We start from the raw sequence: 24,512 nt of genomic DNA, 5'->3' as shown, positions 1-24,512 counted from the left end.
AATCCAGCCGGTACGCATTGCTCCGTTATCATCGAAAGCATACCAGCAGTTATTATCTTTGATCCAGCCCTTGGCTATACTGCCATCTTCCTTAACATAAGACCATGTGCCATTGTTATTGACCCATTGAGCCTCAGCCGCTCTGATTGGCATTGCTGCTGAACAGAGCATTGCAGCTACGACTAAAGCAGTCATCGCTGACTTTGTTTTGTTTGATTTCATTTTAATTACCTCCCCAGGTATTGAAAGAATGTCTTAAAAGGTATACTTTATACCACACTAAAGGAGATACAAAAAACAACTGTGAAAGTGCATAAAAAAGTCTGTGAACCTTTACAAACGACTCAAATATGCCTATAATGAAGGAGAAACACAGTGTCTCAAAAAGTATACTTTATAAGACACTTATCATTTTGTTATTACAGCACTGATATTAATAAGCATATCAAACTACCAAAAAAATAGAGATGATAACCCCATCAAGGTTATTACCTCTATTTTTCGTTTAGCTCGATATTATATTGCTCTTGTATAATGCTTCAGCATTGCTTTTTCACCCTCGTTTAAGAAAGGTGAAATTTTAGTATATACTTGGGCATGATAAGCATTTAAGAAATTCCGTTCCGAATCTGATAATTGATCCGCCAATACGGCATCTAAGTCAATCGGTGCCATTGTGATCGTTTCAAATGCTAAGAAGGTTCCGTATTCATTCGTCTCTGAACATTTGGTAATCAATTCATTTTCGATGCGGATACCATGACTGCCTTCAATGTAAACACCGGGTTCATTGGTGACAATCATGCCTGGTTCAAAAACAGCGCTGATTGTATTAGGTCTTGCGCGCCAGCGAATATCATGCGGTCCCTCATGCACATTAAGGATATGTCCAACTCCATGGCCCGTACCGCAGCGATAATCAATCCCCATCTCCCAAAGTGGTCCGCGGGCGAGAATATCAAGATTGATACCAATGCAGCCATGCAAAAATTTTGCCATTGATAACCGCAGCATGCCTTTCAGCACTGCCGTATAATGACGTTTGATTTCATCACTTACCGGGCCAAGAACAAAAGTACGGGTAATGTCTGTTGTACCATCAAGATACGTACCGCCGGAATCAACCAAAAGCATGCCCTCTGGTTTTAACTCTACATCACTGTCAGCCGTAGCACTGTAATGCATTAATGCCGCATGCTCTTTATAGCCTGCAATGGTTGTGAAGCTCAGCTCAAGAAAATCTTTTTGTTCCCGGCGCAGAGCTTCCAGCTTATCAGCCGCTGATATTTCAGTGATGGTTTCATGCTGTACAGCTTCCTTCAGCCAGATCATGAATTTGCTTACCGCGACACCATCCTTGATATGCGCATTGCGGGTATTGGTTAGTTCAGTTTCATTTTTAATGGCTTTCATCAATGTAGTTGGATTGTCAAGATCAATAATTTCATGACACAGCTGTACCAGTCTTGAATTTACACGTTTGCCATTCAGCATAATTTTTCCGCTGATCGTTTCAATTTTAGAATAAACCTCAAAATATGGCAGCAGCTTGACATGATTTTCCTTAAAGAATGCTTTTGCTGCCTCATCAAATTTAGTTTCATCGACAAACAGCATAACCTCATCCATGGAGATCAAAGCATAGGATAAAACCACCGGTGAATAACTCACATCATCACCGCGCATATTAAACAGCCATGCCAGATCATCAAGAGTAGTCAGCAAATGCCAGTCAGCCTGATGCTGCTTCATGCTTTCACGCACAGCGGCAAGCTTGTCAGTCATTGCTTTTCCGCTAAGCTCATCACTGAGTAAAAAAGCTTTTGCGCTTGGCAGTGCCGGCCGATCCGGCCATATCTGATCAAAAACATCTAAATCAGTTTTAATGACAACCTCAGGCATTAACTGCTGCCATTCTTTCATCGCTTCATAGCTGACGCATCGGCCATCAAAAGCCAGAACATCGTTTGCCTGCAGGTGCTGCTTCAAATATTCACTGACCGTTGGCACTCCCGGTTCCATCATTTTCATCAGTTGAATACTGGTGCCGGCCAATTGTTCCTCAGCCTGTATAAAATAGCGGCCGTCAGTCCATAAACAAGCTTCAGACAGTGTCACAACCATAACTCCCGCAGAACCGCTGAAGCCAGACAGCCAAGCCCGACCCTTAAAATAATCACCCACATACTCAGAATCGTGAAAATCTGAGGTAGGTATATAATAAGCGCTTATCTTCTCGGCTTGCATCAGCGAGCGAAGTTCATTTAATTTATCCAATATGTTCATAAAGTACCTCTCATTCTAAAAGCTATTTTACACCACATTGATTAATTATGAAAGACTATTCGATCTCACTGACCAGCGCAAAGCGATATCCCTGCCGCTGGGCTTCGGTAATGAAGTCCTCCATGGCCAGATAATTTCCCTTATTTGAGGGGTGAAGCAGATAAATCGCACCATTATGGAGATGCTCCACCAAGGTGTTATACGCTTCTTCTTTGCTTATATCCGGGCCGTAATCATAATAGGCATGGCTCCAGAAATAGGAACGGTAGCCTAGATCTGAAACGATTTTCATTGCCCGCTCACTGGTAGCTCCCTTTGGAAAACGGAACACTTTTACCGGTTTCGTGCCGGTTACCTGCTGAATAGCCTTCTCACAATCCAGCACCTCCAGAACAAACTGATCGATCTGCGCCTCATTCGCCAGTGTCGGCATATCATAATGATGGCGGGTATGATTGCCAATCAGATGGCCCTGATCAACTAATGAGCGCATGAATTCCTCATTATCTATTACGTAATTTCTCGTTAAAAAGAAGGTAGCTTTAATATTGTGGGCATTTAAAACATCGGCAATCTCATGGATGTAAGTAATGTCATTGCCGCCCTCATCAAAGGTCAGATAGATGACCTTGTCATCAGGTCCCAGATAATATGCCGCATATTTATCAAGAATCTCCTGCGCAATCGCACCCTCCATCCGCTGATGATTCTCTGATTTATTGAACCACCATTCAAAGGCTGTATTATCATAGACATCATAGGCATAATGCAGCTTTACCAAGGCGGGATCAGCTTCTACGATGATTTTTCTGCTTACTGAGGATGCATTGCCACTGGCATCGACTGCATTATAAATCAATTCATATTCCCCGCATGTCAGCATATCTACATTGCCTTCAATCTGCAGCAGCGACTGCCCGTCATCACAAGAGGCATCGATTATTTCAACACCTGGATCATTAAAGGTCTCCCGTTCAAACACATGCATTTCACTGTTGCCAAGCAGGGTGATCTGCGGCGGTGTTGTATCCTGTACCGTTACCTTCCGGGTTTTAGTTGTTCCTTTGATCTCATAGACAATCGTATATACACCTGTTTTAGTTGAATCTACATCGCCGCTGACCGTTACCTGATCACTGACATCATGAAACATGCTGCGGGCTTTAAAGCCTGGCTCTTCATAAGCTTCGTTCAATTCAAGGGTTATATTGCCGCCCTTCAGATTTACAGTCGGATGAAAGACACCGCCTAAGGTAAGCAGATAACCGCCGCTTAGGATAATGACTAGGACCACTGCCGCAAGAAAAGCAAATACTCCGATTTTACATTTTCTAGACATAAAAAACCTCCCCTACCAATGTATGAGGAGGTTTGCGACTTTAGGCCTCTTTCTTCTTTAATTCTTCAAGGATTTCCATCAAAAGCTGATCAGTAGAAGAAATTTTAGGAGTTGCCGGTTCCTGCGGCTTTTCAGCTTCGCGTTTCTTCGTCAGAATATTAATGGTTTTCACTAAAACAAATACTGAGAACGCGGTAATCAAAAAGCTGAAAATAGCCTGAATGAAATTACCAATCGTAATTTGTGTTTCACCAATCACCCAAACAATATCTGTAAATGTTGCCTTTCCCATCGGGATGGCAATCAGCGGCGTAATCACATCATTAACTAAAGATGTCACGATGCTGTTGAAGGCACCGCCGACAATCACGCCGACTGCCATATCCAGCACATTGCCGCGCATTGCAAACTGTTTAAATTCCTCTATAAATTTTTTCATTTTAATTCCTCCGGATCATATTTTTCAATAATTTTTTCAGCACATCGTAAGCCGTCAATCGCTGCTGATATAATGCCGCCCGCAAATCCTGCTCCTTCACCGCATGGATAAAGACCTTCTGTATTTAAGCTGACACAGCTGTCTTTATCTCGTAAAATCCTCAGTGGGGCTGAAGATCGGGTTTCAACCCCGGTCATAATCGCGTCATCCATCGCAAAGCCCTTCAGCTTGCGGTCAAATGCACAGATTCCCTCCGCTAATGATTCACAGATAAAGGCTGGCAGCAGGGTATGAAAATCAATCCCCTTTACACCGCATGGATAGCTGGGCTGAACGCTGCCGATTTTTTGGGTTGGCTGATGCTTGAGAAAATCTTCCACCCTCTGTACCGGTGCCTGATAATTGCTGCCGCCGGCAATGAAGGCATCCTTTTCAAGCTGCTCCTGAAATTTAATACCGGCATCAAGGGAATGCCCAAAATCATCAGGACTGACTTGAACAAGCAAAGCGCTGTTGGCGTTAACACCGTCGCGGGCATGGTAAGACATCCCATTGGTCACTACATGTTCAGCCAGTGAAGTTGATGCGACAACATTGCCGCCGGGACACATACAGAACGTATAAACGCCGCGTCCTTTACTGGTGGTCATGGCCAGCCGGTATTCTGCCGCTTTCAGCCGCGGATGATTCGCATACTGCTTGTATTGCGCCTGATTGATCAGCGCCTGCGGATGCTCAATACGCACCCCGACAGCAAATGCCTTGGCTTCCATCGCAATTTGTTTATCAATCAGCATCTGATATGTATCCCGGGCTGAATGACCGCATGCCAATAGTACCGTTTCACAGTCAATCAGCTCATCGCCGCAGCGAACCGCCTTTACAGCTCCCTTTGATACGATGATTTCATCGACCGTTGTATTAAACCGCACCTCGCCGCCCAATGAGCGGATTTCCTCACGCATTTGTTTAACGATGCCTCGCAGCAAATCCGTTCCAATGTGCGGATGTGCCTGATACAAAATTTCTTTCGGCGCGCCAAAACGCACAAATTCTTCAAGTACCTTATGTGAGCGCAGATCCTTAGATCTGGAAGTCAGCTTACCATCAGAAAAAGTACCGGCACCGCCTTCGCCAAACTGCACATTGCTGGCTTCGTTTAAAATGCCTGACTGCCAAAACTTTTCAACCGAGCGTACACGCTCATCAACCGCCTCACCACGCTCCAGAATCAACGGTTTAAAACCGGCCTGCGCCAGCAGCAGTCCCGCAAAAATGCCGGCCGGACCAAAGCCGATGATCACCGGCCGCTGCTTTAGATACAGATAGCCGTGGGCAGGAAGCTGATAAGCGTTTTTTACGCATAGCTGTATATCAGGATTCTTATGTTTAAGATAACGCTGTTCATCCTTTATTTCCACATCGGCCGTATAGCTGAAGATAAAATCATTCCCCCGCTGTCTTGCATCAATGCTCTCTTTATAGATCGTATAAGTAAAATCATCAGAATCACAATTCAGTTTTTTCCTGATAACTTCTCTCAATGCTTCTATTGGCTGATCAATCGTTAATTTTAATTGCGTTATTCTCAGCATTGAATCAACTCCCATCTGCATTTATAACGCTATGATTATATCAAAAACCATGCTTCATATAAAGTAAAAGAAAGCATTTCTGCTTTCTAGTTGCCTAATGACTCCAATTGTGCAAGATTCTCATACATCAAAGTCAGATAATCCTTATTATTTTGAATCGCATCGCCGCTGATTGATGATATATTATTCAGATTTATACGCGTCAGCCCTAACTCAGCAACCAGCTCATTATACAGTGCCTCAACATCCTCAGGAAGATTCTCTTCATGCGCGATGTATTTAACACCGTCATTCTTAATTCTGGCTTTAATCGCTGCCAGCTGTGATGCTGTCGGCAACGCCCCATAACGAGATAAAATTACCGGATACACCCTAAAGCCGTAAGATTTCTGCCATGTACCAAAATTAGGTGTCATCGTCACAAAAGCAATATCCCTTTTTTCATCCTTTAAATTCTGAAAAGAAGCATCAAGCTGCGCAAACTCAACTTCCAGCTTACTGTAATTATCTTCAAAAACCGCCGCATTTTCCGGATAAGTAGAAACAAAAGTATCACGGATCGTCATGGCCATACTCATCATCGCATTAGGGTCCATCCAAATAGCTAAATCCTTATCATAGGTATCGATATATTTAAATTCTTCACCCTCATAATAAGGTGATTCCACCGTAATTTCCTGTGTATCCACAACCATTGAAGTAGTGCGGGCAAACTTATAAATAGCGCTTGCCTTTGCCAAGTCTACCTTAGTAATCGACGATTTATTAAAATCATCCTGATAAACGCTGAAATAAGGCTCAAGACCGCTGATGTAAAACAGCAGATCCGCGTCATTGAGATCATCTAAAAAGGTGTCCGAGACTTGTGCCCGCTGAATCAGTTCATTTTTTGACAGATTGCAGGTTTCTATGTAACTGCCGCCAATTTTACTGATTAAATAATAAACAGGATAATTCGTCGCACAAGCAACCGGTGTTTCTACCTTGCATCCTGATAATGTCGCTAAAAACAAACAACAAATTAGAAATATCTTTTTCATAGCATACCTCACTTATGATTATTATACCATGAAACTGATTTTGTGAAACAGTTGGTTAAATATTTTAATGCTGATTAAAGATTTGATGCAGCCATTCACGCTCACTGATTAACTTGCCGCCTTTTTGAAATACAGAAATATAATTACGGTATAATTCTAAAGACTGATGCAGCTTAATCTCTCTTTCCTTGGGATACAGATAGCGGTACAGCATAAAATCATGATAATCCTTCTTTTTATCTAAACCGCAAAGCAGCAGCTGTATAAACAGAAAACTGAAAGCCATAAGGGCGCCGATATTGCGCATCTCAGCCACTGCCAACAGCAATACGCCCATAGATACGATCAGCGTCATTGTTCTGCCTTTTCGATAGGAGCCATAGGACTGCATGATACAATCCAATAAACGGCCGCCGTCAAGCGGATAGACAGGCAGCAGGTTAAACAGCATCACAGACGCGTTTAAATGTGTCAGATAATTCTGATAAGCGCTTGAAATCAGTCCAGCCCTATGCATCAAAGCAAAGCATGCCGGATAAAAAAGATGCATGCCGATGCCGCAGAGAATAATGATCACTTCCTCTAATGTAGAACCATGGTCAATATGTTCGATTTCCGCTCCGCAGCCAAATGGATAAATCGTCAGTTTCGAAATCTGATAGCCCAGTTTTTTAGCTGCCGCTATATGTCCTGCTTCATGAATCAGCAGCATGACAAAAAGCATCAGCCAAGTCTTGAGATTATCTGCCAGCATTGACAAGATAAAAAAGACATACCACCAGATAGAAACTTTGAAACTCATTGGATAGCCATGGCTTGCAGATAATCAATGGCTGCACCATTATAAAGAAAATCCATTTTTACTGATTCATTAAAGCTGCCTAAAGCGGCCCCCTGATTCACTCTCTCACCAGCTATAACATCAATGCTTTCAAGATTGCCATAAGTAGCCAGCACACCGTTATCATGCTGAACTAAAATATTCTTTTCATCATCATTAATACTTAAAACAACACCATTTAAAATACTGCTGCAGGTTGTAGAACCATTGACATAATAATTATCCGCCAGCTTTTGATAGTTAGCGGCACTGACTGATGTATCTTTCAGATTAAACCAGCTTTCAAATGGAAACCATGCGGTTAGATTTTTAACACTTAAACGAATTGCCTCCGGAATCTTGACAAATTGTTTAACCTCATTGATTCTGTAACCCAGTGTGAGTGCAACCAAAAGCATGATAATCATTGTCAGCTTAAAAAAGAAGCCGAAGCCCTTTGAATGGTCTTCATCAAAACGGCTTCCATAACGTGAATGCATACGACTTCGACTGCGATTTTCTCGAATCATAACTTCCCTCCTACCTCATATATATGAAAGCAGAACGGCAAACATGAAAAAAACATGCTGATTTAAGCATGTTCTTCTTGTTCTTCACTATAAACCTCAAAAACTGAACGAATACTCAAAGCAACCGGCACCGCCAGCGTAATACCCCAGACACCCGCTATAATTCCTCCGGCAAAAACCGCAAATAATGAAATCAACGGACCCAGCGCCGAACGTTTCTGATGAACAAGCGGCCCGATCACATAACCATCTACTGCGGATAATACCACGATGCCAAGGCACAGGCAGATAAAACGAATCGGTGAGAGCGTCAAACCGGTAAGGATGCCGATACAGTTCGCTACCGTTGAACCGAAATAAGGAATTATCAAGCCGATGGAAGTCAGCAAGGCGACAATCAGCCAGTCATTATGTCCAACCAAGAAATACAGCAGGCCATATTCAAAGAATTTAATAATCATCAAAATGACCAAGCTTTTTAAATATACCGTAAGGTTTAAATCAATTTCGGTTATGTATTTCTCCGAACGCGGCATCAGCATCAGCGCACCTTTGCGGATGCAGTTTTTAATGCGGTCAAAATCAAACAGCATATAGATACCGATAATCAATGAGAATGCGACGGTTGAGAAAACACTGAGCAGTGAATTAAAGACCGAAGGCAATGCATTTGTTATCTGCGGCAGCCAAGACTGCCATTGTTTAATGAAATTAGTAACATAATCCCCCACTGTATTTACAATCGAAAGCTCCTCAGTTTCAATGTTTGTCGTAATGAAATCAATGATCCATTGTACGGCATAGATCAATGAGTTGCCGAATTCAAGAATCTTATCATAAAGCAATGGAATCAGCACCAGCATCAGCAGGATGATCACTACAATAAAACCAAGCAGCACAAGCACTACAGCCAGACTGCCTTTTACTTTATGCTCTTTGAGAAAATCAATCAGAGGATGGAGTACATAGGCTACCACAAAACCGATTAAAAAGGGCTTGAGAATCGAGATCAGCGTTGTGACCCAGGTTCCCCAGACACGGTCTGTTTCCTGAAGCAGATACAAAATCAAAAGCAGAAGCATGATTTTCACAAGTAATTTCACATTGACTTTTTCATCTACTTTATCAATAAGCCGCCGTAACATTGAACCACCTCCTTTTGGAGATATTTTATCACTTTTGCCACCGCTTGACTATCTTTTTTCAGCGGCAGTGATAATTAATTAAACAGTTTTCTTAAGATATTCTTTTCACGATATTTAGGCAAGGCTACATTTTCTCCAAATAATCTTGCCCGTATATTTTCAAAACATTCACTGGTAAGACTTTTTTCATCCAGTACATGCGGATTGCCCCGATTATTGCCTCTGGCAATGTTTTCATCTTCATAAACAATCCCCAATAATTCTACTGAAAGCCAAGATAAGGCATCTTCCATGCGGACACTGATTCCCTTTTCAATAAAACGGGGATTAACACGATTCATAATTACCTGAATCGTTTCAATATTTTCCTTCATCAACAATCCGATGATTCGATCTGCATCCTGAATGGCCGTTATATCCAATGTGGTTACGAGAATTACCCGATCCGCGCAATGCAGTGAATGCATAAAGCCGCTTTCAATGCCGGCCGGTGAGTCTAAAAGCACATAATCAAAACTGCGTTTGAGTTCTTCAACGACCAGTTTAAGATCATTGCCATTAAAATCCTTTACATTGATGGATTTGCAGGCCGGCAGCAGATACAGATTTTCTTCCCGCTTATCACGCAGAATGGCTTTATTTAATGAACATTTTCCATTCATAGCATCATAAAGATCATAAAACACCCGATTTTCAAGCCCCATCATAACATCCAGATTTTTTAGTCCCAGATCAACATCAATCAAACAGACCCGATAGCCGGCTCTTGCTAAAACCATTCCCAATGATATACAGACTGTACTTTTCCCTACACCGCCCTTGCCGGATGTAATCGCGATACTAGTTCCCATAAAAACCCTCCTTAAGTTTACTAATTAATACTTGATGGTTTTTATAATACAGGCGAGAAGCAGTGAAAAATGTCAGATTTTGGAAGCTGCTATCAAAAATTCTGATTTTCGCATCATTGCTTGAGGAGCAGCAGCATTCACAATCCTCATGCATCAGATCAATGCAGCCCTCTAATTCACCCACCACATAAAGATTATGATGGGCGGTAATATAAGTATCATTAGGAATATCGCCTAAAATTAAGGTATCCTCCTCAAAGTCATAGGACTGCCCGGCATAGAGCGGCTGATCCCATATTTTCATTGAGCTCAGCATATTTCTTTCACCGATGCCCTGCACCACCACATGCTGCTTCCATACGGTGTCAAAAAAGCGGATCAGTTCTTCACCGCTTAATTCGCGGTTAAACAAAAAAAAGGCTTTAAACGGCGTATCGCTTTTCGCAGCACACAGTTTAAGCTTTTTTTCACATTCATCAATAAAAGCATCAAAATCCTCAATCGAGGCGATGCAAGTGTATTGTTGGTTTAATGCTTTGATAGTAAGTCCAGCCATGATATCGATTCCTCTTTCCGTATACGTTTTTCACGCAGCAGAATATAATCCTCGATAGTACGGCTTGCGAATATGATGACGACAACCAGAACGCCATTGATCAGCAAGGTCAAAAATAATCGATTCGTCAGCCATAAGGCAATTCTCATCTGCGTTACTTGACTCATTAACATATACAAGTATACGATAAGTTCTTTAACGAAAATTGTCGAAATAGCGAGAAGCAGGCATTCTAATACCGATTCCATCATATGATTCGACCAGATTCGCACGATAAAGCTCAGCAGTACGAAAATTAAGGCATAAATCAGATATTCCCGTGTAACAAAGAAATCATAAAACATACCAAACATCAGAAACATCAGCAGTGAGTCAGTTTTATCCATGTGGCGGCTGGCCAGCACAAGCGCTGACAAACCCAGACATGGCACAAAGGTCATCGCATAAGGGTCAAATGAATTGGGAAACAGAATCATGATCAAACCGTCCAGCAAGAAGCAGGCTAGAATAAAAAGACTATGAAAAAGCATCTCAGTCACCTGCCTTATTGATAACCGCTACATAATTGAACGCGTTGAAGTCAACAGCTGGTGTCACATAAACAATTTTACCAATCTCATTTTGAAGCTCTACGATTTCATTGACCTTGCCGACCAATACTCCCTTAGGAAAAACACCGCCGCTGCCGGAAGTAACTACATCCATATCGACACCGATTTCATCAGTTTCACTGAACAATCTGACAACATAGGAATTCTTCTCAAGGTTATATTCTTCTAAGATGGCTTCAACCGCTTTGTTTTCGTCAATGCTTATTTTAACTGATACTTTACTTAATTGATCCTGCGAAGTCAGCAAACGCACCTTGCTGGTCAATTGACCAACATCGATAACCTTGCCGATCAAGCCATTGCCGCTGATCACAGCCATATCTTTAAGAATGCCGTCCGTGGCTCCCACATCAACAGTAATAACATTATTCCATGTTTCTGGATTGCGGTTGATGACATTCGCATAAACTTTTTCAAAGTTCTGATAAACGTTAAGCTGTGTTTCCAGCTCATTCAATGCCCGCGTTTTTTCATCAAGCATGGCTGAATACTGTTCCTGCATTGATAATTCATAGCGCAGCCGATCATTTTCTTCTTTGACGCTCCATAAGGAGTTAAAATCCTTATACCAGTTGCTGATGGTTTCAATCGGTGCATCAATCAAACTGTATTTAAGCATGATTAAAGGATCATATACAAGATCTAATACAATATTAGACCTGCCGCTAGTAGCTATCGCAAATGCCAGACACACGGTAATCAGGGCCAGCATGATTTTTTGAAATCTTGTAAATCTAGACATAACATCACCTTTGATTATTATAACACAGAGGTTCTGTTTTCAATATCATTTTATGATTTTATTCAATTTGCGGCAGCAAACCTTGTTCCCTAAAGCTTAAATAAGCATTGTTGCCAACAATCAAATGATCAAGCAATGGGATACCGACCGTCCTCCCTGCCTCGCTGATTGCCTGCGTAGCCGTAATATCATTGGGGCTTGGCGTTACATCGCCGCTGGGATGATTATGTACGCAAATGATTTTACTGGCATTCAATTTAACCGCTTCTTTATAGATTTCCCGGGGATGGACGATTGTACGGTCAAGCGAGCCGATAAAAATTGTCTTATCCTTGAGAATCTGATTTTTAGTACCCAGAAAAACCACGATGAAATGCTCCTGATCCATGAAACCGATCTTTTTATTCAGCCAGTCGGTAAGACAGGCAGGATTGTCAATCCTAAATGTAGGTGCGACAGATTCGCAGGAGATTCTTTTAGATAATTCAAAGCATGCCAAAAGGCCAATCGCTTTCGCTTTTTTAATACCGCGGATCTGAATCAGCTCTTCGTAAGTCAATTGCGTAAGCATTGCCAGATTTTGCTGCATCGACAATACTTGATCAGCGAGTTCTAAAACTGACTGCCCCTTGACACCGCTGCGCAGAATGATGGCTAGTAAATCCCGATTGCTGCACTGTTCAATACCATAGCGAAGCACCTTCTCCCGGGGCCGCTCCCGCTCATTAATTTCCTTTACCTTGATTTTGCATCAACTCCATAACTTTTTCAAAATCCTGATTTTTTACTGCTTCTTTGAAGGCACTGTCCTTTGATTCAATCTCTTTGTATATGTATGCGTAACCGGCACCGGCCAAAATTGTCTGATCCGCTTTAGTCTTTACACCATCTTCTGACAATGAACAAACAACAATGGTTAGTGAATCCTGCTGATAGCTGTATGGTTTAAGATTCATCGCCGTCAGTGATTCCATGACTTTATTGGCATTGTCCTGATTCTGATAAATACCGATTTGATTCATCGACAGCCGGGTAATGGTACTTTGGGGAGTAATCATCATAAAGCCTATCACATAAATTGCGGAAAACAGACAGCTTAGCAACAGGGCGAAAAAAATAACTGAGCGTTTTTTATTCATAGCTTCACCTCAATAAAGCATATGAAATTACAAAATCAGGTAGACCTAATCACCCCATTGAATGTTGATGCCTGGGATGGATATTTTACCCCGTGATGATGTGATAATTTTAATTATTGCAGCAACACCGGCAGCTACCGCGACATAACCAAGCAAAGCCGTAGCAGTGACGAGACCTCCCTTCAACTGCTTCATTTCTTTTTCATTTAAAGGGATCATCGATTCACCTCCTCTACTTCTATATACGCTAAACAAATTAAAGTGATTAAAAAAAAGATGCAGCTTACTGCACCTTAACCTTAAAACGCTGAAGTAGTTCATGTTCCGATAATATAATAAAAGGATGATCGCTGAGTTCCATGGATCGCTGATAAGGCTTCTCCATACCACCCAATACAAGGATATCTGTATCCGTGCTCATTTTCTCATCAAGTACAGCATTAACCGCTGAAAGCTGAAGCACTAAATTTTTACTGTCAATCGCGCTTAGGGGACCGGCAATTACAATATGACAATTGGCAAGTGTTTCAAAATTCTTACAGCTCTGCAGCAAACGCTTCTTTTCTTTCAATTCATTCAGCTTGCGAAGCTCATCATAAACACCTTTCGTTGACATACAATCAGCCAGCGCTCGATGGGCACCGTTTGAAGTGACACGGAAATATTGAACCAGATCCTGAAGTCGGTGATGAGGCAGCTGCGGCAGCAGATGCCGGCTTAATTTCAATGTATCAACACTTGTATTATTCAATTCAATAATACCGAATTCACTGCATTTTTTTCTGAGAAAGGATAAATCAAAATTAATATTATGACCTAAGATTTTATCATCCTCCACAAAATCCAAAAACTGCGGCAGTATCATTTCGATTGATTCACACATTTCTACCATTTCATCATCAATACCTGTTAAGTTGGTAATAAATCTTGAAATAGGCCGCAGCGGATTGATCAATTCACTGAAAGTATTAACTATCTCATGATTTTTTACCTTAATTGCCGCGATTTCTATAATCGCATCATTGGCCGCATTTAAGCCTGTTGTTTCAATATCGACAACCGTATAATCAGATGGAAATTCTAAAATTGACTTACGCATGCCTACCACCTCCTTTTTCTGCTGTTTATCATTATACTATAAGTACACATAAATCTCATCAAATATATAAAAAATCGGGATATATTCTCTGTTCCCAGATGATATCCCGATATTTATTTAAATGGTGACCTGTCAGGGAATCGAACCCTGGACCCACTGATTAAGAGTCAGTTGCTCTGCCAGCTGAGCTAACAAGTCATCTTGCTTGATTATGATACGATAAATAATAATATTTGTCAACAACATTTTATAAAAAAAGATTTAATTTTCTTCTTTATCTGTATCAACATTTTTGAAGTCCCGATCATTCTTATTCAGACAAATGGAAACTGCTGGTCAGATAAGCCTAGCTTCATTTTACATTGAGCAGAAATAGACAAGCAGTATTCCTATAAATCAGTTAAAATGTAAGTATAGGAGGACTAATTATGGATTTAGAAAATATAATACGAAATAGGCGCAGCATCCGCCGCTATTTATCTGATGATATTGATGCTGAAACTATCGGCCGGCTGATTGAGTGCGGCAGGCTTTGTCAGTCAGCGAAAAATCGGCAGCCATGGAAAATCATGGTGCTTAAGGGAGAAACTAAAAATCAAATCGCGGATATCATGCTAACCTGCTATAAGCCATCATTTAATGATTGTGCGAACAGCGCCGCTGCTTCAGCTGCAGTTATAAAAAATGCCCCGCTTTTATTTTTGATTTTTCAGGAAGTTGATGAAGCATGGCAGACCAGCGATTTAGTATCAATCGGCGCTATGATCGAGCATATTTGTCTTGAGGCTGTCCATCTTGGTTTAGGTTCGCTTTGGATCAGAGATACGGTATATACAGAAGCTAAAATAGCTCAGGCTGTCGGTTATCCGGATTTAAGACTGATATCCGCCATTGCAATCGGCAAACCAGCAGAAACACCAGCACCAAGACCGCGCAAGACAACAGCGCAGATTCTTCTTAAAGAAAAAACTACATTCTTAACCACTCAGCGATGTCGACTCGCTCATGCCATGCCTGCTGATTTTGAAAATTTGATGCCGTTTTACACGGATTCACTGCTTAGAACTTTTTTGGGCGGCAGTCTCAGTGATAATCAGGCGCAGCAAAACATACGAGCTATTATTGCTGACACTCAAGGAATTCATCTTACGGTAAAACTAAATGACGGCACTTTAATAGGTTTAATTGAAATTACACCTCACCATAATATGATAGATAAAGAGATTTCTTATATTTTTTTAAAAGAATATTGGAGTCAGGGCTATGCTTTTGAATGTCTGCAGGCTGTACTCGAATATTGCCGTACTCAATTAAAACTGACACATATTCTTATTGAAACACAAAGCAAGAACATTGCTTCACGCAAATTGGCAGAAAAGCTAAACGGTGAATTAAAGCAGAAATTAATAAGATTTAACGAAGAACAATGTATTTATGTCATTAACCTGTAAGCTGCAGCTTTCCATTCATTGTGATTTTCACTAGCAAATTTTCGAAGTTTATTGACAAAAATCAAAAATCAGATAAAATAGAGAGCGGAGAGTTGGCCGAGCGGTTTAAGGCACCATCTTGGAAAGGTGGCGTAGTGCAAGCTACCGCGAGTTCGAATCTCGTGCTCTCCGCCAGATAAAAGATAAGCGCCTGATTATGGGCGCTTTTAATATATCATTAAATAATATGGTGTAAATTTGGTGTATGACAAATGCTTAAATGTATATGCTCTGTAACAATGTATGAAGTAAGCGCCCGTTGTTCAGGCGCTTTTCTTATCCATATAAAATTACCAATTAAACATTTTCTCCATAATGAACAGCGGCATAGAGTTCCATCATTCTTGCCAATTCAGCAATTACTTGTTTAGAATTTATGATATCTTTAGTAAACACGCCCAATAAAATGGGTTCCTCTGTATACAAGATTCCCATATCATGTTCGACATTACCATACAAACCATATTTATGAGCAATTTCAATATCATCAATCAGCTGTTTAAAATAGGCATCGGGTTCTGCCTCTTTCATATCCCGAATGATTTTTGCATAATCTTCTGCGTTTTGATAAAGCGAACGTATAACATTCAGCATTAATTCTGCAGTAATCAAATTCTCTGAATAAAAAGCAGCAGGATATCGTTTAGGATAAAAAGCGGCATAGTCCATGCGGAATAAATCTTTAGTAAACCGATTGTAATTTCTAAGCAGAATATTGGTCGCTGTATTATCTGAATTCATGATACTTTGCTGAAGCAGATAGTCAACGCTGAGTGCTGAATTAACCGCGTTGTCAAGGGCAGTTCGACCGCCGCCGGCTTCTATATCCTCTTCAATAAACTGCAGCACTGTCGTATAGCTGAGCTTGTCCGCATGAATCATATCGGTGTAAAGCATAGCCAGCGGTACTTTTATCGTACTTGCGCCAGTGAACAATTCACTGCCGTTATATAGATAGGCCGCACCGCTTACCGTATTCTGATAGAAAAAGCCAATACTATCGCTATCCAGATCATGATGATCCAGATATTGCTCCACAAGCTCATCCGGGGTATTATTCTGCAGATCATACATCATAAATTCATCATCCCTTATCAACGCATAGGTCTTGCACAGCGTACTGCTGTTTTGATATTCATCTTCTGCTTCAACACAAACCTCGATATGATTTTCGTCGGCTGATTCAGCCATGGTTTCCACCGTAAAGTTACTGATATCAGTCACAATAGCGAGCTTATTCAAGTCATACTGTCCTTCAACCAGATAGGGCTTTTCGACAAAAGTAATCACTGGCGCTGTCTGATCCATCGCAAAGATCTGAATCAGATTATTTTCACTGCTGCAGCCGCTCAGTAAAGCGGCCAGCAGCAGCAGTAAAGCTTTTTTCATTTTATCACCTTCAATTGTTAAGTGTTCAAAGCCTTTAACCAAACCTCAAACAGCTCATGCTCTTTGATTGTGCGGTTCGCATTGCTGGTTGACGGCAGATAGATGATTTCACAGTCAACCTGAGCTTTAAAATGGCGGTCAAAAAGCTCGGCGGCTTTTTTTCCATTACAGATGATTCTGCAAATGGCCGGCGCTTTTTCCAAAAGGCCTAAAATATCACTGCAGATCGGATTTTTAATCTTGCTGTCAAGACTTCCCTCACGTTCACAGCCTTGAATGACATCCCACAAAGCAAAATCATAATCAAGAATCATTTGCTTTTTGGCATCATAATCAGGAAACTGGCGGCCGCTGTATACACTCATTATTTTCCAGAAACGATTCAGATGAAAGCCATAGTATTCCTGCTTCTCTAATGATACCACCGATGGCATAGAACCTAGTATCAATGTTTTAGAATGATCGCTGTAAATCGGTTCAAAGCCTTTAAGCATAGACTTCTTCACCAATTAAATCATGGACGCGGGCTTCTGTGATTTTAACCTGCACAAAGCTGCCAAATTCAATCATGCGATCTGCTTTGAAAATGACCCAGCCGTCGATTTCATCCGGTGCACTGTTTTTTCCTCGGCCGCGGTAATTACCCACTAAGCCATCCTGTGCTTCAACAAGTACCTCCATCACTTCACCGATATGCTGCTGATTATTAGCCAAAGAGATTGCCTCTTGAGTTTCCATCAGTGCTGCAAGGCGGGCTTCTTTGATTTCCTCATCCACTGTTTCATCCATATCATAAGCAACGGTATCCTCTTCCGGTGAATAGGTAAAAGCCCCCATCCGATCCCAGCGTACTGCTTTAGTAAATGCCATTAAATCGTTAAATTCAGCTTCACCTTCATGAGGAAAACCGACAATATTAGTTGTCCTTAATGTTGGGCTTGGGAAAAGCTCACGAATCCGTTCTACCAGTTTTAAAGCATCTTCTACACTGCCCCGGCGATTCATCAGCTTTAGCATTTTATCATTGCCATGCTGCATCGGGATATCAAAATAAGGCAGAACCTTAGGCAGCTTCGTCATGCCAACCAGCAATTCATCGGTAATTTCATCCGGATACATATATAAAATGCGAATCCAATGAAAACCTTCAATTTCATGAAGCTGCTGAAGCAAAGTTAAAAGACTTAACTTGCCATAACGATCCAATCCATATTTAGTTGTATCCTGTGCAATCAGCACCAGTTCTTTTACTCCGTTTGCTGCCAGCTGTTTCGCTTCTGCCACGATGTCTTCCATCTTAAAGCTGACATTGCCGCCGCGAATCAGCGGAATAGCACAATAGGTACAATTATTGCTGCAGCCTTCAGCAATCTTCAGATAAGCTGTCCAAGGCTTGCTGGATACCAAACGCTCACTTTTCCCATAGGAAACCAGCGGCTCAATTTCCAAGACTTCCGATAAAATCTCATTCAATTTCGGATATTCTGAAATTGATACGACCCGATCAATTTCAGGAATCTCATCGATTAAATCTTGCTTATAGCGCTGAGCCAAACAGCCAAGCACAATCAGTTTCTTGCAATGACCATTTTTATACTCTGCCATTTCCAAAATTGTATTAATGCCTTCCTCTTTTGCCGGATTGATAAATCCACATGTATTAATTAATATGGCTTCTGCTTCCTTAGGATCGGCAACAAATTCGTGACCGCCCTGTCTCAGCATCCCCATGATTCTTTCACTATCGACTAAATTCTTACTGCATCCAAGTGATATAAATCCGATTTTCATGCTTTAACACCTCACACTTTCCTTAACTTCTGTACTAATATATCATGAAACATTTTTAATTGAAAGAGAAAGGATATGTTTTTCCATGAAAGTCAGATATTACCGGTTTATAGCGATTTTTTAAGCATTTTAATCAGCACAAACAAGAACGCGGATAAGCAAAGTACCAAGAGAGGCTCATTGACAGACTTGTCAGATGCCGCGGTGCCAGTTTCCGGATAGGTTTTCATTGTTTCACCAGGCTGATTAATGAATATCATCTCGAGATCATCATAAAGCTCTACTGTTTTTAACACATCATCAATAATGAAGCCTGCCGGTGCTTTCGTTTCTTTAAGATAATAAGTTCCTGCTTTAATTCCTGAAAATTCCGCATAGCCCAAATCATCGGTAACCGCCTTTGCATAGCTTTCAAACTGCGCATCATATAGGGTAAATTCCGCACCTTTCAGCGGCATATCATGATCATCAGTCTTGAATAGCTTTAATGTATGACGCTCTAAGCGGTTGACTACTGCCTCTCCTTCATTGATTACGATGACATCATTTCCCTTTTCACCAACTTGGAAATTAAAACTGCGTGTATCGACCAAATAGCCTTCGGCGGTCTTGATTTCTTTAACGGTATAACTTCCCGGCGCTAAGTTTCCCTGCCAAATACCGGCTCCGCTGGCATCCGTAGTAAAGGTATCTAGCCGTTTTCCGCCAGCCTCTACAATTTCAAATTCGGCGGATAATTCACGCTGTGGATGATTCAAATCAAGCTCAAATGCTTTGTATAAAATCAATTTTACCGCATGCTTCTTAGAGGCTGAGGAAGGTGTATCAGGCAGTGATTCAGCCACGTTTATCAGCGGCTGCGCAAACAAATTCAGCATTCCCTCATCATCAATTTTAACTTCAAATTCATAAGTGTGATATGCCTTAATATAGCCTGCCGGTGCTGATAATTCTTTCAGATAATATTTGCCCGGCGGCAGCTGCGACTCAATGATTCCCTTACCGTTGCTGATCTTTATCCTTTCAATCAGCGTGTGCTCAGGAATCTCTGTCACAAAGTCTTTTCCCAGTATTTCTTCATGCGGCGGTAAGGTGAATTCATCATCAAGTCCACCCTCATTATCATGGCTGTAGATTGTTATTGGCAGCAAACAGAAGCTTGGCAGGCTGCTTTCATCAAATTCATCCATTGTTTTTAATTCGCCATTATCATAAATAAATAATTGATTACGAAGAATTGCCGCGCTGGAAGCTTCGGCTTCAATAACCGCGAGATTGGGACTGTTATCAAAGCTATTCAGATGAATAATCATCGCTTCAGCCGCATTCTCTGAAGCTTTGAATTGAATACCTTTCAGATTCGGCAGATTTGCCAAGGCATTTTCACCAAAATATTGATAGCTGTCAGGGATTGACAAGCTTTCAATGCTGGCATTACCAAGGCTTAATATTCCATCAATGGCAACACCATCAATCATTTCCGGCAACAGGATTGAGGATGCACCACTGTCTACCCTGCTGATAACATTTAATTCGCTGCCCATCAGCGTCAGACTAGTCAGCTGAATCAAGGCAGGGTCAATGGCTTCATTAAAAACTAAGCTTTCAGACGCTGGTTCATAGGCAAAATCATCAAGCACATCATCGCTGGCATCATGCAGGCGTAAAGCAAAGCCTAGACAGCGGCCATCAAGCGGATCGAAAGAAGCCGTTAAACCAAAACCAATTTTGACTTGATCATAGGCTGGTAAATCATATACCTCCAATGTTTTCAATGGGTTATCCGCAAATACATCAGCGGCCTCAAAGGTTACGCTCATCGGCTGTAAAATCACCAATTCCAGCTGATTGTCCGCAAAGGCATGGCTGCCGATCATTTGCACATTACCGGGAATCAAAACTGACTCTAAATCACAGCCGCGGAATGCATCAGCGGCAATTTGAACGACCGCCTGCGCGTTAATTTCATTAGGGATTTCTATTCGCTTAGCATCACCGATATATGCATCAATTGTAATTCCCTGCTCATTTTCCGTATAGATCAAATCAGCCGCACTGATTGCACTCATCTCGTAAAGCGATGCTCTTTTAACCGGTTTACTTACTGATAATGATTCACCGGCATATAAACCAAATTCAACATCATTGGCAGGTATCCGTCCTGATGATGTCTGGAATAGCTTCTCAAAGCTGTATATTGCCCGCTGACGTTCATTTTCTACCGTAAAAAACTGCGGAAAAACCCGTTTAAGATAATGATCGGCATCAAGGGTTACCTCATAGCATGCCTGATCTGTCAGATAACCTTCTGCACTTGCGGTTTCACAAACCTGATAAGTACCTAAAGGCAGATCATGGGTAGAGGCATTTCCATATATATCACTTACAATGGTTTCAACCCAATCTCCCTTGGCATAAACCAACTGATTATTTACGATGACATCGTCAGCTGCACTGATTTCAAAGACTGCCCCATAAGGAAGTCTTGCAGTCTCCCATACCGGTTTAAACTGCTGATTTTCATTTTGAAAGCCAATCAGCTGACTGCCGGTTTTTTCAATTACAATTCTGCCTTTTTGAGGCTTATCTGCCATATCGATAAACAGATGAATGTTTTTAGGTACCGCTACCTGCACGATATTACCGATTGAATCTAATACCGGCTGTCCGTTTTCATCAAGCTTAGGTACCATGATGTAGCCTGGATCATCAGCATCAACAGCATGTTTTACCCCCTCAACCACAAAAGATAATGGCTGGTTATGCAGCTGATAGCCCTGCGGCGATTTGATTTCACACAGCATGTATTTACCAACCGCTAACGGCTGCGGCAGCTGTATAGAGCCATCAGATGTTTTATATTCCGCCAATATCTGCATGCCGGTAAGTGTCTGGTAACGCTGATAAATCCAATGTCCGCATGTCTCATCAAGCCATACTTGCTGATTGGAACCAGAAAGCAGCTGATCCTTTCTTTTGATAAGCCCAATATGCCATTCCTGCTCTTCATCATCCCACCAAGAGCGGATCTGATCATCACTGAAAAGCTCATCGTAATTCCACTGCCAAATTTTAAATACCGTATCATCGCTGACAATCAGACTGCCGGTTTCCGCGTCCCGTTTGCTTAAGGTGATTTTCTGCATCGACGGCTGGTTTTCTAAAAGCTGCCGCTTAGCTACTATGGCATACTTATTAATCGGATCTGCTGCCTGTTCGCCGCTGACCTTCGCTACTTCAAACTGAAAGCTAAGCGGTTTATAGCCTTCTGGTGTATTCAGTTCAATAACCGTATATTTTCCATACGGCAGCGGCAGCGGCTTGGTAATAGTTTCATCCTTCTGCATCGTACCATGGGTAGCCGCATAGACGATCGATTCCGGACGCTGTGTTGATGCTTCACCATTCACATCACTCTTGATAACCATATAGACATCACATAATGCCAATTCATGATCCTTTGCAATCTGTAAGGCTGTGCCTTTATTATTTTTATATGTGCCATCCAGCTGCTTCGCCATAAAGAAGGCATCATCAAGATCCGCCGTCAAATTATTGACTGCCTTACTGTTCAGATAAATACCAAAATAGATGTCAGCCGCCGGTTTTTTAGCCGCCGGCATACCGGCACTCTCATTTCCCACTTCACCCTCATAAAACTTCGTAATCATCAAATGCCCTTTTTGTACAGAATTCCGGTAAATCAGCGACTGCTGCGGATCATCACTGCTGAGTTCATGAATATCGACAGCTTCAAACGGACTCGTATCACCAAGCTCGTTTTTATCATAGGTATAAATCTGCAAGGAGTGTTCCTGACCAGTATAACGGATATCCACAGTGACACTCTGAGCTTCATCCGCATATTGATAATACCAATAACCCTCAGGCAGGCTTATTTCCTTCAGCGTGTAGCGCCCCAGCTCAAGCTCAGCGGATTCACCAACCCCAAACGCATCACAGCGGATTGTATCGACAAGATCACCGCGCTCATAAAGAATCGTGCCATCCAGCAAGGTAATATCCATATCTGCTCTTAACTCAAATACCGCATTGGCAAAACTCGCGTCTCCCTGCGGCAGCAGCTTATCATTATGATTCAGATACAAATCATCAGCATCCGCTTTATGCAAAATAAGCTTAGCTTTCTGACGGGTATTGACCGCTGTTATTTTGCGTTGATCCGCATTGGCATCAATGGTGAAGCTAATTCTTTTGCCATCATTGTAATAGCCGACATAACTCCCTGTTTGACCAAATGCCTGCTTTTCGCTTAAATAAAACTTACCGCCGTTAAAGCCCTCATAATCATCAGCAGGCGCGTAAGATTCATAACCGCCATTCGCTAAATCACGATCATAGGATTGATCCATTACACGTTGTTCAAACAAGCTGCCAATCAGACTTAAATCCAGCTGTCCCTGCTGATCGGTAACCATTTCAAGAAGCATCTCATTGGTTTTAAAAATCGTTTCCTGCTGATAAGTGATTCTTTCATCAGAACAGTTTGTCTCTCCCTCAGCATTTACACTGCAAGTCATTGTCCGCCGTTCAAAAGGTACCTTGATGCTTTGACTGCTGAAAAGCTGATAAAGGCTGCCTGGCAGCGGCATAATTTTATGTTCAGCATCTACCTTGACAAATTCCGGATATGTAATCGGTGACTGCCAATCTGCCGCAGATCCCTCACTGCCAATTAAAAATTCAATTCGTCCGCTGTTTTGCTTGCTGACATAAGGCTGAACCAGCTTTTGGCACGACAGATCATTTTTAGGTTTCAATAAATACGCATGACCGATAACCTGCGGATCTACCTTTGTATAACCTAACGCTGTTGTTTTAAAGCTGCTCAGTGCGGTAAAGCGAATGCCGTTTTTTCCCACTCTTTCAGTCTTAATACCGGCAGGTATGGTCGGCCAATCGGTATAATACTTTTCAAATACACCGTTAAGATCATCCAACACGATACTGTCGCCGGGTTTCAATGTAAATGAAGGCTTCTCACCCAGCTGCAGATTGATTTTAACTGCATCCTCTCTCTCATCATCCGCATAATTGTCCGGATTCAGCTGAATGCTCTTCACTTCCCACTGCGGTGTTTGTTGATGCGCGTTAAGATTTGCATCAATTTCATCACGAATGGTTTGATAATTGTCAAAGCCACGGATCAGCTCAGCATGCCAGCCATATAATTCCCAAATCATAAGCTGGGTAACAGCAACATAATCCATGTAATTAGCGTCATGAGCATGCTGCTGATTGCCGTAATACCAGATTAAACCCATCGCATCCGCAAGTTCATTTTCATAAGACTCTACTGAATAGCTGTCAGCCGGCGCATCACCAACACTGCCGCACGCGCCGGTAGTTGGATCAATGCAGTATACGCTGCCTTGAGCAGTGTTCAGATAAGCTATCCCCCGTAAGTGATTGCCTCCCATATCGACGCGTTGTTCACCATTATCCAAGGTAAACTCATACTGCATCTGCGCCTTTCCATAAATCGGCCCGCTCGGCACATCCTCAACACCAAACAGATTTTGATCAATGACACCGATGATACCGCCCTGCTCCATCGATTGGAGCGGCATCAGCTGCGTCAAGCACATAAACATAACCATTAAAGCTTTAACTACTTTTTTCATGATTC

General features: G+C 41.8%; 21 protein-coding genes, 2 tRNA genes and 1 pseudogene. 2 read left to right on the top strand and 22 right to left on the bottom strand.

What is annotated here, in order from left to right:
- The 18 genes and pseudogenes from DAHG_RS14480 to DAHG_RS14395 all read right to left on the bottom strand — a co-directional run.
- A pseudogene (locus DAHG_RS14480) lies at positions 1–222 on the bottom strand (hypothetical protein); the annotation flags it as partial.
- 294 nt (positions 223–516) lie between these two features.
- Positions 517–2,286 carry an aminopeptidase P family protein gene (locus tag DAHG_RS14475; protein ID WP_022939065.1) on the bottom strand — a complete coding sequence of 590 codons (1,770 nt, stop codon included), beginning with the start codon at positions 2,284–2,286 and terminating at the stop codon, positions 517–519.
- Positions 2,287–2,341: 55 nt separating this feature from the next.
- Positions 2,342–3,625, bottom strand: coding sequence for a polysaccharide deacetylase family protein (locus tag DAHG_RS14470; protein ID WP_022939064.1), 1,284 nt, complete (start codon positions 3,623–3,625; stop codon positions 2,342–2,344).
- Between the two features lie 40 nt (positions 3,626–3,665).
- Entirely contained in the window at positions 3,666–4,064 is a 399-nt protein-coding gene (gene mscL / locus DAHG_RS14465) for a large conductance mechanosensitive channel protein MscL (protein WP_022939063.1), read from the bottom strand.
- Entirely contained in the window at positions 4,061–5,659 is a 1,599-nt protein-coding gene (locus DAHG_RS14460) for an NAD(P)/FAD-dependent oxidoreductase (RefSeq protein WP_022939062.1), read from the bottom strand. The genes mscL and DAHG_RS14460 overlap by 4 nt, the downstream gene beginning before the upstream one ends.
- Before the next feature lie 86 nt (positions 5,660–5,745).
- The gene (locus tag DAHG_RS14455) at positions 5,746–6,699 is read right to left on the bottom strand and encodes a metal ABC transporter substrate-binding protein (RefSeq protein WP_022939061.1); all 954 of its coding nucleotides are present in this window, start codon (positions 6,697–6,699) and stop codon (positions 5,746–5,748) included.
- Positions 6,700–6,763: 64 nt separating this feature from the next.
- Entirely contained in the window at positions 6,764–7,501 is a 738-nt protein-coding gene (locus tag DAHG_RS20645; protein ID WP_110370630.1) for a site-2 protease family protein, read from the bottom strand.
- Positions 7,498–8,049, bottom strand: a complete 552-nt coding sequence (locus DAHG_RS14445; protein ID WP_022939059.1) for a M23 family metallopeptidase — start codon at positions 8,047–8,049, stop codon at positions 7,498–7,500. Before DAHG_RS14445 ends, DAHG_RS20645 begins: the two co-directional genes overlap by 4 nt.
- Before the next feature lie 62 nt (positions 8,050–8,111).
- Positions 8,112–9,194, bottom strand: coding sequence for an AI-2E family transporter (locus DAHG_RS14440; protein ID WP_022939058.1), 1,083 nt, complete (start codon positions 9,192–9,194; stop codon positions 8,112–8,114).
- Positions 9,195–9,268: 74 nt separating this feature from the next.
- Complete coding sequence (gene minD, locus DAHG_RS14435) at positions 9,269–10,045, bottom strand: septum site-determining protein MinD (RefSeq protein ID WP_022939057.1); 777 nt, start codon at positions 10,043–10,045, stop codon at positions 9,269–9,271.
- Positions 10,035–10,601, bottom strand: coding sequence for a hypothetical protein (locus DAHG_RS14430; protein WP_022939056.1), 567 nt, complete (start codon positions 10,599–10,601; stop codon positions 10,035–10,037). The genes minD and DAHG_RS14430 overlap by 11 nt, the downstream gene beginning before the upstream one ends.
- On the bottom strand, positions 10,574–11,131 hold the full coding sequence (locus tag DAHG_RS14425; RefSeq protein ID WP_022939055.1) for a hypothetical protein: 558 nt from the start codon (positions 11,129–11,131) through the stop codon (positions 10,574–10,576). The genes DAHG_RS14430 and DAHG_RS14425 overlap by 28 nt, the downstream gene beginning before the upstream one ends.
- A gap of 1 nt (position 11,132) precedes the next feature.
- Positions 11,133–11,954 carry a rod shape-determining protein MreC gene (gene mreC / locus DAHG_RS14420; RefSeq protein WP_022939054.1) on the bottom strand — a complete coding sequence of 274 codons (822 nt, stop codon included), beginning with the start codon at positions 11,952–11,954 and terminating at the stop codon, positions 11,133–11,135.
- A gap of 58 nt (positions 11,955–12,012) precedes the next feature.
- Positions 12,013–12,684, bottom strand: a complete 672-nt coding sequence (radC, locus tag DAHG_RS14415) for a RadC family protein (protein WP_261797471.1) — start codon at positions 12,682–12,684, stop codon at positions 12,013–12,015.
- Entirely contained in the window at positions 12,680–13,093 is a 414-nt protein-coding gene (locus tag DAHG_RS14410) for a hypothetical protein (RefSeq protein ID WP_022939052.1), read from the bottom strand. Before DAHG_RS14410 ends, radC begins: the two co-directional genes overlap by 5 nt.
- Positions 13,094–13,138: 45 nt before the next feature.
- Positions 13,139–13,312: a hypothetical protein gene (locus DAHG_RS21195; protein WP_022939051.1), complete on the bottom strand. Its 174-nt coding sequence runs from the start codon at positions 13,310–13,312 to the stop codon at positions 13,139–13,141.
- A gap of 64 nt (positions 13,313–13,376) precedes the next feature.
- Positions 13,377–14,192: a 3'-5' exonuclease gene (locus tag DAHG_RS19835; protein ID WP_022939050.1), complete on the bottom strand. Its 816-nt coding sequence runs from the start codon at positions 14,190–14,192 to the stop codon at positions 13,377–13,379.
- A gap of 122 nt (positions 14,193–14,314) precedes the next feature.
- Positions 14,315–14,390: transfer RNA gene (locus tag DAHG_RS14395), tRNA-Lys, on the bottom strand.
- A 230-nt stretch (positions 14,391–14,620) separates the two neighbouring features.
- Between DAHG_RS14395 and DAHG_RS20975 the strand changes: the two genes are divergently transcribed.
- Together DAHG_RS20975 and DAHG_RS14380 are read left to right on the top strand one after the other, a co-directional pair.
- A complete protein-coding gene (locus DAHG_RS20975) occupies positions 14,621–15,643 on the top strand; it encodes a GNAT family N-acetyltransferase (RefSeq protein WP_022939049.1) in 1,023 nt (340 codons plus the stop codon).
- A gap of 86 nt (positions 15,644–15,729) precedes the next feature.
- Positions 15,730–15,817 (top strand) — tRNA-Ser (locus DAHG_RS14380).
- Positions 15,818–15,979: 162 nt separating this feature from the next.
- Here DAHG_RS14380 and DAHG_RS14375 read toward each other — a convergent pair.
- The 4 genes from DAHG_RS14375 to DAHG_RS14360 all read right to left on the bottom strand — a co-directional run bounded on the left by DAHG_RS14375 (position 15,980) and on the right by DAHG_RS14360 (position 24,507).
- The gene (locus DAHG_RS14375) at positions 15,980–17,071 is read right to left on the bottom strand and encodes a serine hydrolase (RefSeq protein ID WP_022939048.1); all 1,092 of its coding nucleotides are present in this window, start codon (positions 17,069–17,071) and stop codon (positions 15,980–15,982) included.
- Positions 17,072–17,088: 17 nt separating this feature from the next.
- Positions 17,089–17,565, bottom strand: coding sequence for a DNA-deoxyinosine glycosylase (locus DAHG_RS14370; RefSeq protein WP_022939047.1), 477 nt, complete (start codon positions 17,563–17,565; stop codon positions 17,089–17,091).
- The gene (gene rimO, locus DAHG_RS14365; RefSeq protein ID WP_022939046.1) at positions 17,558–18,862 is read right to left on the bottom strand and encodes a 30S ribosomal protein S12 methylthiotransferase RimO; all 1,305 of its coding nucleotides are present in this window, start codon (positions 18,860–18,862) and stop codon (positions 17,558–17,560) included. The genes DAHG_RS14370 and rimO overlap by 8 nt, the downstream gene beginning before the upstream one ends.
- A gap of 107 nt (positions 18,863–18,969) precedes the next feature.
- Positions 18,970–24,507: a SpaA isopeptide-forming pilin-related protein gene (locus DAHG_RS14360; protein WP_022939045.1), complete on the bottom strand. Its 5,538-nt coding sequence runs from the start codon at positions 24,505–24,507 to the stop codon at positions 18,970–18,972.
- Positions 24,508–24,512 lie beyond the last annotated feature (5 nt).

The organism is Dielma fastidiosa, assembly GCF_000313565.1.
Lineage (GTDB): Bacteria > Bacillota_I > Bacilli_A > Erysipelotrichales > Erysipelotrichaceae > Dielma > Dielma fastidiosa.
The sequence above is the reverse complement of the archived record's forward strand: the minus strand, read 5'-3'. Positions and strand labels throughout refer to the sequence as shown.